This window comes from Herbaspirillum sp. CAH-3, assembly GCF_009668275.1.
In the GTDB taxonomy this organism is placed as follows: Bacteria; Pseudomonadota; Gammaproteobacteria; order Burkholderiales; family Burkholderiaceae_D; genus Herbaspirillum; species Herbaspirillum aquaticum.
Window position 1 is genome coordinate 1 of record NZ_VSWE01000009.1, and the last position, 15,280, is coordinate 15,280.

The 15,280-nt window shown below is 62.3% G+C and carries 13 protein-coding genes; 8 read left to right on the forward strand and 5 right to left on the reverse strand.

The window, feature by feature from the left end:
* The coding region (locus FYB76_RS12560) for an aromatic amino acid lyase (protein WP_195724632.1) at positions 1-685 on the reverse strand (685 nt) is incomplete at its 3' end.
* Between the two features lie 28 nt (positions 686-713).
* Positions 714-1,973, reverse strand: a complete 1,260-nt coding sequence (locus tag FYB76_RS12565; RefSeq protein ID WP_154133864.1) for a urate hydroxylase PuuD — start codon at positions 1,971-1,973, stop codon at positions 714-716.
* A 503-nt stretch (positions 1,974-2,476) separates the two neighbouring features.
* Between FYB76_RS12565 and FYB76_RS12570 the strand changes: the two genes are divergently transcribed.
* The 8 genes from FYB76_RS12570 (at position 2,477) to FYB76_RS12605 (ending at position 11,945) form a co-directional block, all read left to right on the forward strand.
* Positions 2,477-3,421 (forward strand): LysR substrate-binding domain-containing protein, encoded by a 945-nt coding sequence (locus FYB76_RS12570; protein WP_088754990.1) that lies wholly within the window; start codon positions 2,477-2,479, stop codon positions 3,419-3,421.
* Positions 3,422-3,698: 277 nt separating this feature from the next.
* Positions 3,699-5,093: a nucleobase:cation symporter-2 family protein gene (locus FYB76_RS12575; RefSeq protein WP_145604196.1), complete on the forward strand. Its 1,395-nt coding sequence runs from the start codon at positions 3,699-3,701 to the stop codon at positions 5,091-5,093.
* 254 nt (positions 5,094-5,347) lie between these two features.
* Positions 5,348-7,111 (forward strand): allantoate amidohydrolase, encoded by a 1,764-nt coding sequence (locus FYB76_RS12580; protein WP_154133991.1) that lies wholly within the window; start codon positions 5,348-5,350, stop codon positions 7,109-7,111.
* A gap of 704 nt (positions 7,112-7,815) precedes the next feature.
* Positions 7,816-9,192: an 8-oxoguanine deaminase gene (locus tag FYB76_RS12585; RefSeq protein WP_154133865.1), complete on the forward strand. Its 1,377-nt coding sequence runs from the start codon at positions 7,816-7,818 to the stop codon at positions 9,190-9,192.
* Between the two features lie 132 nt (positions 9,193-9,324).
* Positions 9,325-9,867, forward strand: a complete 543-nt coding sequence (locus FYB76_RS12590) for a hypothetical protein (RefSeq protein ID WP_154133866.1) — start codon at positions 9,325-9,327, stop codon at positions 9,865-9,867.
* Positions 9,868-9,908: 41 nt separating this feature from the next.
* On the forward strand, positions 9,909-10,547 hold the full coding sequence (locus FYB76_RS12595; protein WP_154133867.1) for a hypothetical protein: 639 nt from the start codon (positions 9,909-9,911) through the stop codon (positions 10,545-10,547).
* Positions 10,548-10,585: 38 nt separating this feature from the next.
* Complete coding sequence (locus FYB76_RS12600; RefSeq protein WP_154133868.1) at positions 10,586-11,176, forward strand: hypothetical protein; 591 nt, start codon at positions 10,586-10,588, stop codon at positions 11,174-11,176.
* Between the two features lie 79 nt (positions 11,177-11,255).
* On the forward strand, positions 11,256-11,945 hold the full coding sequence (locus tag FYB76_RS12605; RefSeq protein ID WP_154133869.1) for a hypothetical protein: 690 nt from the start codon (positions 11,256-11,258) through the stop codon (positions 11,943-11,945).
* A 77-nt stretch (positions 11,946-12,022) separates the two neighbouring features.
* Here the strand turns inward: FYB76_RS12605 and pyk are convergent, their stop codons facing one another.
* The 3 genes from pyk to hyi form a co-directional block, all read right to left on the reverse strand.
* Entirely contained in the window at positions 12,023-13,441 is a 1,419-nt protein-coding gene (gene pyk, locus FYB76_RS12610; protein WP_154133870.1) for a pyruvate kinase, read from the reverse strand.
* 106 nt (positions 13,442-13,547) lie between these two features.
* Entirely contained in the window at positions 13,548-14,438 is an 891-nt protein-coding gene (locus FYB76_RS12615) for a 2-hydroxy-3-oxopropionate reductase (RefSeq protein ID WP_088754984.1), read from the reverse strand.
* 42 nt (positions 14,439-14,480) lie between these two features.
* A complete protein-coding gene (gene hyi, locus FYB76_RS12620; RefSeq protein WP_154133871.1) occupies positions 14,481-15,269 on the reverse strand; it encodes a hydroxypyruvate isomerase in 789 nt (262 codons plus the stop codon).
* Positions 15,270-15,280: the final 11 nt, after the last annotated feature.

The window sequence follows — 15,280 nt, forward strand, 5'->3', positions numbered from 1 at the left end:
ACAGGCAGGCATCGGTCAGCAGGTTGCGGGCATCGTGCGCAGCGAGGATGGCCACCGCAAGGGAAGCCGTGCAGCCATTGATGAGGGCTGAGGCATCCTTGGCCTTGAGATCAAATTTGACCGGACCGATGCCGGCTTGCTCGATGGCTTGCGTGGCGCGCATGCGCTGGCCTTGATACATCACCTCGGCTTCATCGAACCCGGCGATAGCCGCTGCCAGATACGCCAGCGGTGCCAGGTCGCCGGAGGCACCGACCGATCCCTTCTGCGGCATGATCGGATGAATGCCCGCATTGATGAAAGCCAGCAGGCGGTCCACCACTTCCACGCGCGGCGCAGAATAGTTCGAAGCGAAGGCATTGGCCCGCAGCAGCATGGTGGCGCGGCTGACTTCTTCCGAGAACGGCTCGCCGATGCCCGCACTGTGGGCGCGGATCAACTGAGTTTGGAACAGCTCGATGTGCTCGACCTTGATGCGCGTGTCCTTGAGCAAACCGACACCAGTATTGAAGCTGTACATCATGGGCGCTTCATCGTGCATCCATGTGGATTCGATGTAGTCGCGGCTTTGCTTGAGGGCGGCAAGCGAAGACTCGGCCAGGGCGACTTGCAGGTGCGGTGCGCGGGCCACGCTGACGACTTGCGCGGCGGTGAGGTTGAATCCGTCGATGGTAATAGTTTGCATGTGTGATCTCTGATGGAATCGTGTGCGATTACTTGGCCCCAGCCTGGAACCACGCGGCCAGTTCGGCGCGTTCTGCATCGGTCATCTGGGTCATGTTGGCCAGCGGCATGTCCTTGGTCTGGACTGCACGCTGGAAGATCTTGGCTGCGTGCTGGTGGATCAGCTCGGGCGTTTGCAGCATCATCCCGGCCGGTGCGGTGGCAAAGCCGGCCTGGGTCGGTTTGTCCGAATGGCAGCTGGCACAGCGCTGGGTGACGATGGCCTGGATGCGTGCAAAGTCCGGTGCGGCAGCGGCCGCCGGGGCCGCGCCTTCGCCTGTGGAGGCAGCAGAAGCAGCAGAAGCAGCAGGGGCAGCAGGTACGATGGGACGCGGTGCAATCGCCACGGCCACGGCCAGCAGCAAGGCCACGCCAGCGATGGGATAGCCCACCGACACCCGGCCCTTGTGCCGCAGATTGAAGAAGTGACGAATCAGCACACCGGCCGCCATGATCGCCGCCAGCACCAGCCAGCTGTAGGCATGCGTGTAGGTCATCGCATAGTGGTTGCTGATCATTATGAAGAGAATGGGCAGCGTGAAGTAATTGTTGTGCACGCTGCGCTGCTTGCCCTTGCGGCCGTGGATGGGGTCGGGCGAGCGGCCGGCCTTCATGGCCTCCACCAGCTTGCGCTGGCCGGGAATGATGACCATGAGCACATTGCCCACCATGATGGTGCCGATCATCGCGCCCACATGGATGTAAGCCGCGCGGCCCGACAGCAGGTGCGTGAGCAGATAGGCCACCGCCACGATGAAGACGAACATCACCAGCCCCAGCAGCCCTTCGCGCTTGCCCAGCGGCGACTTGCACAGCAGGTCGTAGACGATCCAGCCCAGCACCAGGGTGCCGATGCCCACGCCGACCGCTTCCGGCCCGGTGAGGTTGGCCACGGACTTGTCCACCATCATGGCCGAGGCATTGAAGTAATACACGATGAAGAGCATGGCCACACCGGTGATCCAGGTGGCATAGGCCTCCCACTTGAACCAGTGCAGTTCTTCCGGCAGCTCGGCCGGAGCGACCTGATACTTTTGCGGATTGTAGAAACCGCCGCCGTGCACCGCCCACAGCTCGCCGGAAACGCCCTTCTTCTCCAGATCGCTGCCCGGCTTGGGCGGGCGGATGGAGTTGTCCAGCCAGACGAAATAGAACGAGGCACCGATCCAGGCGATGCCCGTGATCAGGTGCAGCCAGCGGACCAGCAGGTTGGCCCAGTCGATGCCATATGAAACCAGGAGTGCTTCCATGTCTTCCCCACGCAGGATTGCTGTCCGCCACCGCGACCTACTCCGGACAGGCGAGGCATTGCCTCAGGAATGGGCCGCCATGAAAGTCTTCCCCCGCCCTGCGTGTACCAGGGCTGCAACTGGATGAGTGGAGTGAAGGCTTCCCGCGCGCCGGGAAGCGCAGGCACCGTGCTGGTGCCGTGGCTGGTCTCCCGTCGTGCTGCCGCTACGACCCGATGGCTGGTGCCATCTGTTTTATGCCGTCCCGCTAGTGCGGAACGGTTGCACGAACGATAAACGCCGGGACTGCGCAAAACATGGTCATCAACGTATATTTGACATACGAATGACGATATACAAAAATGCCCCCTGGATGTGGGACGCTTGCGCTCGCATCACGCCAGGCCGCCGCCCGAGCCGGTCCGGCACACGACAACGATAATGCGCCTGCCCCGATGCAGCCGCCCCAGAGTGAACGAAAAACCGTCACCTGCCCCGCACCACAAGACCCCGGAGACATCCCCATGTCCAGGCTGCCTGACCATCTCGACATCCACCTCATCCGCATTCTTTATCTCCTGCTCTGCGAGAAGAACGTATCGCGGGTCGCCCTGAAGCTGAACCAGCCGCAGCCCTCGATCTCGGCCTCCCTGCGCAAGCTGCGCGAGCTGACCGGCGACCCGCTGCTGGTGCGTGGTGCGCGCGGCATGGTGCCGACCCAGCATGGCGAGAGCCTGTTGAAGCCCGCCAAGCGCATCCTCGACGAAACCGAGCGCCTGTTCGTGCCCAAGACCGCCTTCGTGCCGCAGGAAGAAGAGCGCACCTTCCACATCGCCGCGCCCGACTACATGAACACGCCCTTCTTCACCGAAGTGATCGCCCGCCTGCGGCGCGAGTCGCCGCGCAGCCGCATCGTCATCCACGCACTGGGGCCGGATACCGATTACGTGCGCCTGCTCTCGGATGGAGAACTGGACCTGGTCATTGCCAACTGGGACGAACCGCCTGCGCATTTGCACCTGTCAAAGCTGTTTGACGATCCCATCGTCTGCCTGATGCGTGCCGACTGTGCCTACGCCAAGCGCACCGCGCGTGAGGCCATGAGCATCGAGGACTATCTCTCGCTGCCCCATGCCGCGCCCTCGCAGATCCTGCCCGGCTATCACGGCACCATCGATACCTTCCTCGAAAAACAGAACCTGCATCGCAACGTGGTGGTGGAGTCGGCGCACTTCCGCATGCTGCCCTACATGGTGGCGCAGACCGACCTGGTGCTGACCGCCGGCCAGCAGTTCGCCAGCTTCTACGAAAAACTCCTGGGCCTGAAAAGCTATACGGTGCCCATCAAGTTTCCGCCGCTGCGTTTTTACCAGCTGTGGCACGAGCGGGTGCACCAGGCCACCGAGCACAAATGGCTGCGCGCCCAGGTCAGCGCGGCGGCCAAGATGATGGCGCAGGGCCGCGCCTGAACCGGTGCCGGGCCGCTGCAGCAAAGGAAACGGGCGGTCCGGCATATATCGGGGGCACGCCAGCCGGTATGCCGGGGCTTATATATCGCACTCCCCGGATTGCATTAGTATCGCCAGCATCAGACCGGCATCCGCACACAGGCCCCACCAAGACGCGGAGCACGGTACTGGGCCGGAACCAACTTCAAGCGGCAAGGCACGCCCCCTCACGGATTGATCACGGGGGGCGCGGTCACATGCCAGGTTCCATCGATAAAAAATACCAGGAGACAATCCCATGCAAGCCACTCGCCATCCGGTGGATGAACGCCTACCCGTATTCAAGCTCTTTGCCCTCGGCATGCAGCACGTGCTGGTGATGTATGCCGGCGCGATCGCCGTGCCGCTCATCATCGGCGGTGCGCTCAACCTGCCCAAGTCGGAGATCGCCTACCTCATCAGTGCCGACCTGTTCTGCTGCGGCCTGGTGACCATCATCCAGAGTGCCGGCATCTGGAAATTCGGCATCCGCATGCCCGTCATGATGGGCGTGACCTTTGCCGCCGTGGGGCCGATGGTGGCCATGGCCAACAACCCGCAGCTGAACATCCTCCATATCTATGGCGCGGTGATTGCTTCCGGCGTGTTCTGCATCCTCGCCTCGCCCTACATGAGCAAGCTCATGCGCTACTTCCCGCCGGTGGTCACGGGCACCGTCATCACGGTGATCGGCGTCTCGCTCATGGGCGTAGGGATCAACTGGGCTGCGGGCGGACAGCCGGTGATCGGCAAGCTGGTCGACGGGGTGTTCGTGAAGGTCCCCAATCCCGATTACGGCTCGCCGCTGTCGCTCTCGATTGCGGCGGTGGTGCTGGTCTCGATCCTGCTCATCACCAAGTACACGCGGGGATTCATCTCCAACATTTCGGTGTTGATGGGCATGGTGGTCGGGTTCGTGATTGCCTTTGCCTTGGGCAAGATCAGCTTTGACGGGCTGGATGCGGCGGACTGGTTCGCCTTCATCCAGCCCTTTCACTATGGGCTGCCGCAATTCGACATCGCCTCCATCATCAGCATGTGCCTGGTGATGATCGTGACGATGATCGAATCGACCGGCATGTTCATGGCCCTGGGCGACATCGTCGGCCGCCGCATCGACGACCGCACGCTGGCCAGCGGCTTGCGGGTGGATGGCCTGGGCACGGTGATCGGCGGCCTGTTCAACACCTTCCCCTACACCTCCTTCTCGCAGAACGTCGGGCTGGTCGGCGTGACGGGCATCCGCAGCCGTTTCGTCTGCGTGGCGGCCGGGGTGATCCTGATCGCCTTCGGCCTGTTCCCCAAGATGGCGCACGTGGCCGCTTCGATTCCGCAATTCGTTTTGGGTGGTGCCGGCATCGTGATGTTCGGGATGGTGGCGGCGACCGGCATCAAGATCCTGTCCAAGGTCGATTTCCATGGCAACCGCAACAATCTTTTCATCGTGGCCATCAGCATTGGCGTAGGCATGATCCCCATTGTCGCACCGACCTTCTTCGACAAGATGCCGCACCTGCTGGGCACCATCTTCCACAGCGGCATCCTGCTGGCCTCGGCCATGGCGGTCGGCCTGAACCTGTTCTTCAATGGTCGCGGCAGTGAAGAGGACGTGGCTCGCTATGCGGTGGCAGCGGCGCAGAGTTCGGATCACTGACGCGGGGCGGCGAGATATGCCGCCGCGCATACGGCCCAGATGAAACCGTTGATGCCATCCGGGCCAAGATGTTTTAAAGTCTCATCTGCGCTGCAGACCGCACCGGGCGGGCTTTGGCGCAGACCGTGAGACGACAGCCGCAAGCAACAATCGGTGCCGACAATCCTGATTTTCAGGGTGGAATGGCGGCACGCACTTGCGGCATCACCCATGAACACAGCGAGGGAGCCGGCGGCACGCCGACCGGCCAGCACATGACGACGACACTGGAACAACTGAACGCAGCCGAGACTTCGGCCTTCATCGCCGCCCTGCACGGCATTTATGAGCACTCTCCCTGGATTCCCGAGCGGGCTGCGCTGCAGCGTCCTTTCCGCAACCTGACCGCCTTCAAGCTGGCCTTGCACAAGGTCGTGACCGACGCCAGCCGTGCCGAACAGCTGGGCCTGATCCGTGCCCACCCCGAACTGGCTGGCCGCGCCGCCATTGCCGGCGAGTTGACGGCCGAGTCCACGGGCGAGCAGGCCAAGGCCGGATTGAACTTGTGCAGCCCTGAAGAATTTGCCCGCCTGCAACAACTCAATGCCGACTACAACGCCAAGTTCGGCTTCCCTTTCATCCTGGCGGTGAAGGGCCCCACCGGTGCGGGCCTCACGCGCCAGCAGATCATCGCCACCTTTGCCCGCCGCCTGCGCAACCAGCCGGAAGACGAACTGCGTGAAGCCCTGCGCCAGATCGGCCGCATTGCCGAGATGCGCATCAATGACCTGCTGGGCTATCGCCCTGTGATGGGGGCGACCGTGATGCAATGGGCCGAAGAAATCGGCGCCCTGTCGGAAGACGAAGGCGCCCTCACCTGCACTTATCTCACCGAGACGCACCAACGCACAGCAGAGCAGATTGCGCAGTGGATGCGCGAGGCGGGCATGCATGTGCATATCGATGCGGTGGGCAACGTGGTGGGGCGATATCTTTCCACTGATCCGCAGGCCAGGACCTTGCTGACCGGCTCGCACTACGACACGGTGCGCAATGGCGGCAAGTACGATGGCCGCGAGGGCATCTTGCTGCCCATTGCGGTGGTGAAGCACTTGCATGAACGAGGCGAGACCTTGCCTTTCCATTTCGAGGTGATTGGTTTTTCGGAAGAAGAAGGGGTGCGTTTCAAGAGCACCTTCCTGGGCAGCAATGCGGTGACCGGCCATTTCGACATGAAGCTGCTGGACCTGCAGGACAAGGACGGCATCAGCATGCGCGAGGTGATCACCCAGGCTGGCCATGATGTCGCGGCCATCCCGCAGATAGCGCGCGACCCGGCCGACATCCTGGGCTATGTGGAGGTGCACATCGAGCAGGGACCGGTATTGCTCAATCGTGATTTGCCGGTAGGCATCGTCACCTCGATTGCGGGTAGTTCGCGTTACCTGGTGGAATTGAAGGGGGTAGCCAGCCATGCCGGCACCACACCGATGGACATGCGCAAGGATGCGGCCGCCGCCGCGGCCGAGATCATCTTGTATGTGGAGCAGCGGTGTTCGCAGGACCAGCATGCCGCGCTGGTGGGCACGGTGGGGCAATTGCAGGTACCGCGCGGATCGACGAATGTGATTCCGGGTGGGTGCCAGTTGTCGCTGGACATACGTGCGGCGGTGGATGAGGTGCGTATGGCTGCGGTGAAGGACGTTCTGGGCAAGATCGAGGAGATCTGTGGCCGCCGCAGTATCGATTTCAAACTGGAGGAAACCTTGAGCGCACCGGCAGCGCCGTGTGCGCCGTGGCTGATGGATCAGTTGCGTGCTGCCACGGAGCGTGCCGGGGTGACGCCGTTCGAGCTGGCGTCGGGGGCGGGGCATGATGCGATGGCGATTGCGAAGCTGACGGACGTCTGCATGTTGTTTACGCGTTGTGGCAATGGTGGCATCAGCCACAATCCGCTGGAGACGATGACGGCGGATGATGCGGAGGTATCGGGGCAGATTCTGCTGGATTTCCTGCGCAGTTTTGAAGTGAAGCGTTAACGATTCAAATGATTTAAATGATTTATCGTTCTGCGCGTCTTCGATACGCGGCGATGCCGCTACTCAGTCCGAACAGGAGTGGGAAGACCGAAGGAAGAGCGAAGGAAGAAAAAAGGTAGTGAATAGGTAGTGAAAAGGAAGAGGCAAGACGAAGCCGCAGGCGAGAACGACCGATGCCGAAGGCGAGCAAAAGGGGGCGAGGCCGCAGGCGAGCCCGAGTGGGGGTTGTCCCCATAGAGCCAGCCGTCGCAGCGGAGCGAAAAGTGGATCAGAAGGATAGTCGGAGCGAAGCGACTCTATCCTTCCCACTTTTCGCTTCGCTGCGACGGGGACCCTCCGCAGGAGGGCTGGCTCTTTGGGGTCGCCTTCTTTTGCTTACTTTTCTTGGCGAGACAAGAAAAGTGAGCGGCTGCCGGGCCGCTCCCGGCGCTCCGTTCCGCCCGGAGAGAGAAAGCAATTAAGCTAGAGCGCAGGAAAGCGATCCGTGCAGACTACCCAAAACACAAAACCAGCAAAACCAGCAAAACAGCAGCATTAAACAAAATTTAACGCAAAACAAAACCAGCATTAACCGGCCCTGAACCCTCCCAACAACCCCACCCGTCGCAGTCGTTAATAGGGCAAGAAAGGGACTCCCCCCTGTCACCTGCGCCGACCCGCAAGTCAAACACATCAACAAGGAACCCAAGAAGGAGTCCACCATCATGCAAGAGCAAGCAACAGGCAAGACGCTGTTGATCAGGAACGCGCGCGTCCTGGTCACCATGAACGAAGGTCGTGAAGAGATCGCCAATGGCGCGCTCTACATCAGGGGCCAGGTCATCGAGCAGGTCGGCAAGACCGAAGATCTTCCGCAAGAGGCCGACGAGATCATCGACGCCAGCCACCATGTGGTCATCCCTGGCCTGGTCAACACGCACCACCACATGTACCAGAGCCTCACGCGCGCCATCCCCAGCGCGCAGAATGGCGAGCTGTTCAACTGGCTGACCAACCTGTATCCGATCTGGGCGGGCCTCACGCCCGAGATGATCCGGGTATCGACGCTGACCGCCATGGCAGAGCTGATCCTCTCGGGCTGTACCACCAGCAGCGACCACCTCTACATCTACCCCAACCAGACCCGCCTGGACGACAGCCTGGAGGCCGCTGCCCAGATCGGCATGCGTTTCCACGGTGCGCGCGGTGCCATGAGCGTAGGCCAGTCCAAGGGCGGCTTGCCACCGGACCGTGTGGTGGAAGAAGAGCCTGCCATCCTCAAGGACACGCAACGCCTCATCGAGACTTACCACGACAGCCAGCGCCACGCCATGCAGCGCATCGTCGTCGCCCCCTGCTCTCCTTTCTCGGTCTCGCGCGACCTGATGCGCGAGGCGGCCGACCTGGCGCGCCACTACGGCGTATCGCTGCACACCCACCTGGCCGAAAACGTCAACGACATTGCCTACAGCCGCGAGAAGTTCAACATGACCCCGGCGCAATATGCCGAAGACTGCGGCTGGGTCGGCCATGACGTCTGGCACGCCCACTGCGTGCAGCTGGACGAGCACGGCATCGACCTGTTTGCCCGCACTGGCACGGGTGTGGCGCACTGTCCCTGTTCCAACATGCGGCTGGCCTCCGGCATTGCGCCCATCCGCAAGATGCTGGACGCGGGCGTGCCGGTTGGCCTGGGCGTGGACGGCAGTGCCTCCAATGACAGCGCCCACATGCTGGGCGAAGTCCGCCAGGCCATGCTGCTGCAGCGGGTGGGCTTTGGCCCCGACGCCATGACCGCGCGCCAGGCGCTGGAAGTAGCCACCCTGGGCGGTGCCAAGGTATTGAATCGCGACGACATCGGCGCACTCAAGCCCGGCATGTCCGCCGACGTCGTGATGTTCGACACGCGCCAGATCGCCTTTGCCGGCGCGCTCCATGATCCGGTGGCCGCACTGGTTTTCTGCACACCCGCCAACGTGAACACCAGCATCATCAACGGCCGCGTGATCGTGCGCGAGGGACAGCTCACCACCATTGACCTGGGGGCGGTGCTGGAGCGGCACAATCATCTTGCGTACCAGCTGGCTGAAGCGGCGCGGTGATCGTCGCAGGCAGGCGTTTTCCATAGCATCCGGATACCGTGCAATCCTCTGGCACATGACGTAATATGTGCAGCGGCTGGCGGCCGGCCTCATGCTTGGCGCGCCTGCCTAAAAAATCAATCAGGGGAAAAAATGAAAGTTCGAAATGCCATCGCCGGCGGTGTCCGCGCGTGCGTGATGCTTGCCGTCGCTGCGACCTTGACTGCCTGTGCGACCCGCACACCCTTGCTGCCCGACAACTACGCCGGCCCTACGGCGGTCCTCAAGGATTCGGCCGACATGCTCTCCATGAGCAAGGCCGACATGTACTACGCCGCCAACATCAATGCCGTCGATGTCGACAACGTACGCTTCGCCACCCGCAGAGCCAGCGAGGGACGCGGTGCCCTGATGCTGCTGCAGAAGGTCGAGCGCCGCATCCCCGCCACACCAGTCAAGGTAGAGATCGTGGCCAGAACGGCCTATGCCATGCCCATCATGGCCGTGACCGGTACGGTCTACCAGGTCAAGGGCAAGGTCGAGTTCACGCCGGAGCGTGACAAGAGCTACGTCGTACGCGGCAAGCTGGGGCCGAGCTACAGCGCGGTGTGGATCGAGGAAGAGGCTGGCGGCACCATGGTGGGCGAGAAGATCGAGGTCAACGGTTCAGCCGAACTGGGATTCCTGGATAAATAAGGGCACTGTCAAAGCCTCGACAAGCAAGTTATTCCTCGATCATGAAAACATTCCTTCTACTGTGCGCCAGCATGTGCGCGCTATTGCTCGGCGGCTGCACCACCTACCCGACGGCTGCCTATCCCGACAGTGCGATGGCACGCGTGAGTGCGTCTGATTTGCCACGCAGGGAAGCGCCATTGAAATTGAAAATGGAAGTGCAGTGGCTGAGGAATGGCCACGCGCCAGAGACCAGCGCGCCAGGGCTGGAAATTGCCTTTCCCGGGCCGGATCCCCTGGTCTTGCGCAACAGCCTGGAAGCGGCATTCCGGCAGACCGGCTTCATCGTGATCAGTCAGGACGATGCAGCCGGCACGGTCAAGGTCACGCTCAATGACGTTTCCGACATTGCCGAGGCGATCAACCAGGGAGTACTCCTGGGCGAAAAATGGGGCGACGGCTACGTCACCAACAAGGAGGAGCTGACGATGTCTCTTGCCATCAATGTTGGTAACAAGAGTGCGAATTCGCCCACAGTGCGCGGCGCATTCTATTCGGTGTTGGCCAAATCGCGCCTGCCCGATGACCCGCGTTTCCAATCGATCAAGTCCGTCCAGGAAGACCTGTTCCAGCAATTGGTGATCAGGTGTCTGCTTTCGCTGAACAAGGACGGCAGTCTGCAACGCCTGCAGGCTCCCTGACCGAGGGAACAGCCGCGCCATCCATAGACAAGGAACCCATGAAGTCCGCCCTGACCTTGAGTTTTCTCGCCCTTCTCACCTTATCCGGGTGTGAAACCTATCGCATCACCGGTTATCAACCATCGCCAGCGACGACAGCGGCTATCCTGGCGTCCAGGCCCGTGCCCGTGGCGGTCATGCCGTTTTCGGCAAGCAAGCCCGGCCTGGCTTCCATCACGTGCCGCGCAGCAGGGCCGGTGACCGTTGCGCCGCATTTTGCGGGCTATATCGAGAACGCCTTCATCATCGAACTGCGCAAGGCCGGCGCCTATGACCCGACCTCGCCCATCAAGATCAGCGGCAAGCTCGAAGAAATCGATTTCAGTACCAGCATCACCACGACAACATGGATGCTTTCGCTGACGGTCTCCGATGCCAACCAGAAAAGCTTCACGGTTCAATCCACCCAGCAGTTCGAGGGGAGCTTGTTTGCCCCGGTCGCCTGCAGCATGGCGCGGGACTATTTCATTCCGGCCGTACAGAAACTGGTGCGCGAGGTACTGCTGGATCCGCGTTTCAAACAGATGACCAAACCGGTGCGGGATCTCCTCACGCAGGCTCCAGACCTCTCCGGCAGTGAAGTAAGATAGCGCGTGACCGGCAGTCTCCGGTCATGCGTCATTTATCAGTAATCAATAATCAACCAAATCAAATCGATCAAGGGGAATCATGCTGAAAAGGATTCTGGGACTGGCCGCGCTATGCGCGACCCTGCTGCTCACTGGTTGCGCCACCGTCAAACCAATGGCCTACTCCACCGATGCGCCGCAGGCTGCGGCCAATGACAAGGTGGTCTACCTGATGACGGCCACCATCAGGAATATCTACCGCCCTTCTTATCAGCCCAAGTTGCTGGTGGCGCATGTCGAGATGCCCAATGCCCAGAGCAAGGAAGAGCGCATCAACTTCAAGATCGATGCCGAAGGCAGCCTCGAAAACAGCACGCCCGAAGTCGGCAATACCTATCTCCTGCGCATGGAACTGCCGCCGGGTGAATACAAGCTGGTAGGCCTGACCTGCCTGAACAAATCCTTCCCCTTCATCGTCAACTATCTCGTCCCCATCCATGCCACCGTCAACCAGACCGTGCCGGGCACCTATTATCTCGGCCACGTGGAGGCACTCCTGCGAGAGCGACAAGGCAGCGAATTCCGTGCCGGACCGCCCATCCCGCTGGTAGATCAATCCATAGGAGGCGCTTCAGGCGGGAGCTTTGACGTGGTGTTCTCCGATCGCTGGACGGAAGACTCAGAACTCTTCGTGACGCATTTCCCTGCCATGAAGGACTTGAAGGTGGCCAGCGCACCGCTGCCGCCATTCGATCGCGCCTATGCCCAGAAATGGTGGGAAGACCACTGAGCCCAGCCTGAGCTGATCCGGCCTTTCCTAGAAATGCCGCTGCCCTTAAAGTGCAGCGGCATTTTTTCTGGAGCCCCCTATCCCCATACCTCCGCCACCCGCAACAGGTTGGTACTGCCCGGCTGCCCGAAAGGCATGCCCGCGGTGATCGCGATCTGGTCTCCCTTGCGTGCAAACCCTTCGCGCACGGCCGCCTGACAGGCGGCGCTGACCATCTGGCGCTCGTCATGCACGGCTTCGCTGATGGTGGAATGCACGCCCCACACCAGCGCCAGCCGCCGTGCCGTGGCCAGTTGCGGCGTGATGCAGAGGATGGGCGCCGCAGGACGTTCACGCGCTGCGCGCAGGCTGGTATGCCCCGAGCTGGTATAGGTCACCGTGGCGCTCGCCCCGAGGATGCCCGTGACGTCGCGCAGCGCCGCGCAGATGGCATCAGGCCGGTTGCGCTCGGGGGCGGCGTATTGCGCCTGCATCAGCGTGCGATACAGCGGGTCCTTCTCCACCTCCGCGATCACCCGGTCCATCATCGTGACCGCCTGCAAGGGGTAGCTGCCATTGGCCGATTCGGCCGAGAGCATCACCGCATCCGATCCGTCATAGATCGCACTGGCCACATCCGAGACTTCCGCCCGCGTGGGTACCGGTGCGGCGATCATCGACTCCAGCATCTGCGTGGCGATCACGATGGGCTTGCCCTGCTGGCGGCAGGCACGCAGGATGCGCTTTTGCGTGCCCGGCACGCACTCCGGCGGCAGCTCCACACCGAGATCGCCGCGGGCCACCATGATGGCGTCGGACACGGCCACGATCTCGTCGAGCCGCTCCAGTGCGGCCGGTTTCTCCAGCTTGGAGAGGATGCACGCGCGCCCCGCCACCAGTGCACGCGCCTCCAGCACATCCTCAGGGCGCTGCACGAAGGACAGCGCGATCCAGTCCGCGCCCATCTCGAGCGCGAAGTCCAGGTCACGGCGGTCCTTGGCGGTCAGCGCGGGAATCGGCAAGACCGCATCGGGCACATTGACGCCCTTGCGGTCGGAGACCACGCCACCATTGACCACGCGCGTACGAATGGCATCGCCCTGGCTGGCTTCCACCTGCAAGCGCAGCTTGCCGTCGTCGATGAGCAGGCTCTGTCCTGCTTGAATGGCCTCGAACAATTCAGGATGCGGCAGGCAGACGCGGTGCTGGTCGCCAGGGGCGGCATCACGGTCGAGGGTGAACACGTGTCCGGCCTGCAGCACTGCCCTGCCCCCGGTGAACTGGCCGATGCGCAGCTTGGGTCCCTGCAGGTCGGCCAGCACGCCGATGGGGCGGCCGACTTCGCGCTCCACCTGGCGCACGATCTGGTAACGCGCGTGATGATCGGCATGGCTGCCATGACTGAAGTTGAAACGGAACACGTCGGCCCCGGCGTCGAAGAGCGCGCGGATCATCTCCGGCGTGGCGCTGGAGGGGCCCAGGGTGGCGACGATTTTGGCCTGGCGCAGGCGGCGCATAACAATCTCCCGTAATGCTGGTTGTGATGGCGTGGTCGACATGCGCAAATGCGCAAGCGATGAGGGCTTGCCCGCGGCAAGCCCTCATGGGGATGATGGTGTCCGCTCAGGAAGCCTTGGCAATCTCGTGATTGGACAGGATCTCCACCGCCCGGCACAGCGCAGAGTGATCCATCCCCGCCAGTCCATTGGCGGCGCAGGCATTCATCAGCTCCTGGGCCGCCGCCGTATTGGGCAAGCTGATGCCCAGCGCCTTGGCGCCTTGCAGGGCCAGGTTCAGGTCCTTCTGGTGCAGTTCGATACGGAAGCCCGGTGCGAAGGTCCGCTTGACCATGCGCTCGCCGTGCACCTCCAGGATGCGTGAGGAAGCAAAGCCGCCCATGAGCGCCTGCCGCACGCGTGCCGGATCGGCCCCGGCCTTGGAGGCAAAGAGCAAGGCCTCGGCCACGGCCTGGATGTTCAACGCCACGATGATCTGGTTGGCGACCTTGGTGGTCTGGCCATCGCCGTTGCCGCCGACCAGGGTGATGTTCTTGCCCATCAGCTCGAACAGCGGCTTGACGTCATTGAAAGCCGATTCCGAACCACCAACCATGATGGTGAGCGAAGCCGCCTTGGCCCCCACTTCACCGCCCGAGACCGGCGCATCCAGGTACTGGCAGCCCAGCGCATTGATCTTCTGCGCAAACTCCTTGGTGGCGATGGGCGAGATGGAGCTCATGTCCACCACGATCTTGCCCGGCGAGAGTCCTTCGGCCACGCCCTTCTCGCCAAAGAGAACCGCCTGTACGTGCGGCGTATCCGGCACCATGACGATGACGATGTCGGCGCGGCGCGCTACTTCGGCACCCGACGTGCAAACCGTGGCACCGCCCTCCAGCAAGGGGGCGGGGGGATTTTTCTGGTCGTGCAGGTAGAGCTTGTGGCCGCCCTTCTGCAGGTTGTCCGCCATGGGTGCGCCCATGATGCCCAGGCCGATGAATCCAACTTTTGCCATGCTGTGTCTCCTCAAGAAAGATGAAATCCTGCTGTCATGTGTTCAGGCTGCCTGCAATCCGTGTTGCGCGATCCAGCCCAGGCCGGCGGTGGTCCCGGCCTGCGGCTTGTATTCGCAGCCGATCCAGCCGCGATAGCCGATGTCCTCCAGCCAGTTGAACAGGTAGCGGTAATTGATCTCGCCGCTGCCGGGTTCACCGCGTCCGGGGTTGTCGGCCAGCTGCACGTGGCCGATCAGTGAGAGGTTGGCCTTGAGCGTATTGGCCAGTTCGCCCTCCATGCGCTGCATGTGATAGATGTCGTATTGCACGAAGAGATTGTCCGAGCCCGTGGCCAGGATCAGCTCCACCGCCTGGCGCGTGGTATTGAGGAAGAAGCCGGGAATGTCGAAGTGATTGATCGGCTCGATCAGCAGGCGGATGCCCTGTTCCTTCAAGCGCGTGGCCGCGTATTTCAGGTTGCCGACCAGCACCTCGCGCGCCGCTTCGCGCGAGACGCCCGGCGGCAGGATGCCGACCAGGCAATTGAGCTGCGGCACTTCCAGCGCGCGGGCATAGCGGATGGCCTCATCGACCCCGGCCCGGAACTCGGCCACGCGATCGGGATGGCAGGCGATGCCGCGTTCACCGGCGTCCCAGTTGCCGGCGGGAAGATTGTGCAGCACCAGTTGCAGGCGATGCGTGCGCAATTGGTCGGCGATCTGTTCCGGTGCGAAGGCATAGGGGAAAAGGAATTCCACTGCCCGGAAGCCGGCCTGCGATGCGGCCTGGAAGCGTTCCAGGAAAGGCTGTTCGGTAAACAGCATGGTGAGGTTGGCGGCGAGTCTGGTCATGGCGGGTCTCC

Bases quoted from the DNA above. Each gene is read 5' to 3' on its own strand.
- FYB76_RS12575 (WP_145604196.1), top strand. From the start codon at position 3,699: ATGCAAGCCACTCGCCATCCGGTGGATGAACGCCTACCCGTATTCAAG.
- hyi (WP_154133871.1), bottom strand. From the start codon at position 15,269: ATGACCAGACTCGCCGCCAACCTCACCATGCTGTTTACCGAACAGCCT.
- FYB76_RS12585 (WP_154133865.1), top strand. From the start codon at position 7,816: ATGCAAGAGCAAGCAACAGGCAAGACGCTGTTGATCAGGAACGCGCGC.
- FYB76_RS12615 (WP_088754984.1), bottom strand. From the start codon at position 14,438: ATGGCAAAAGTTGGATTCATCGGCCTGGGCATCATGGGCGCACCCATG.
- FYB76_RS12600 (WP_154133868.1), top strand. From the start codon at position 10,586: ATGAAGTCCGCCCTGACCTTGAGTTTTCTCGCCCTTCTCACCTTATCC.
- FYB76_RS12605 (WP_154133869.1), top strand. From the start codon at position 11,256: ATGCTGAAAAGGATTCTGGGACTGGCCGCGCTATGCGCGACCCTGCTG.
- FYB76_RS12570 (WP_088754990.1), top strand. From the start codon at position 2,477: ATGTCCAGGCTGCCTGACCATCTCGACATCCACCTCATCCGCATTCTT.
- FYB76_RS12565 (WP_154133864.1), bottom strand. From the start codon at position 1,973: ATGGAAGCACTCCTGGTTTCATATGGCATCGACTGGGCCAACCTGCTG.
- pyk (WP_154133870.1), bottom strand. From the start codon at position 13,441: ATGCGCCGCCTGCGCCAGGCCAAAATCGTCGCCACCCTGGGCCCCTCC.
- FYB76_RS12580 (WP_154133991.1), top strand. From the start codon at position 5,348: ATGACGACGACACTGGAACAACTGAACGCAGCCGAGACTTCGGCCTTC.
- FYB76_RS12595 (WP_154133867.1), top strand. From the start codon at position 9,909: ATGAAAACATTCCTTCTACTGTGCGCCAGCATGTGCGCGCTATTGCTC.
- FYB76_RS12590 (WP_154133866.1), top strand. From the start codon at position 9,325: ATGAAAGTTCGAAATGCCATCGCCGGCGGTGTCCGCGCGTGCGTGATG.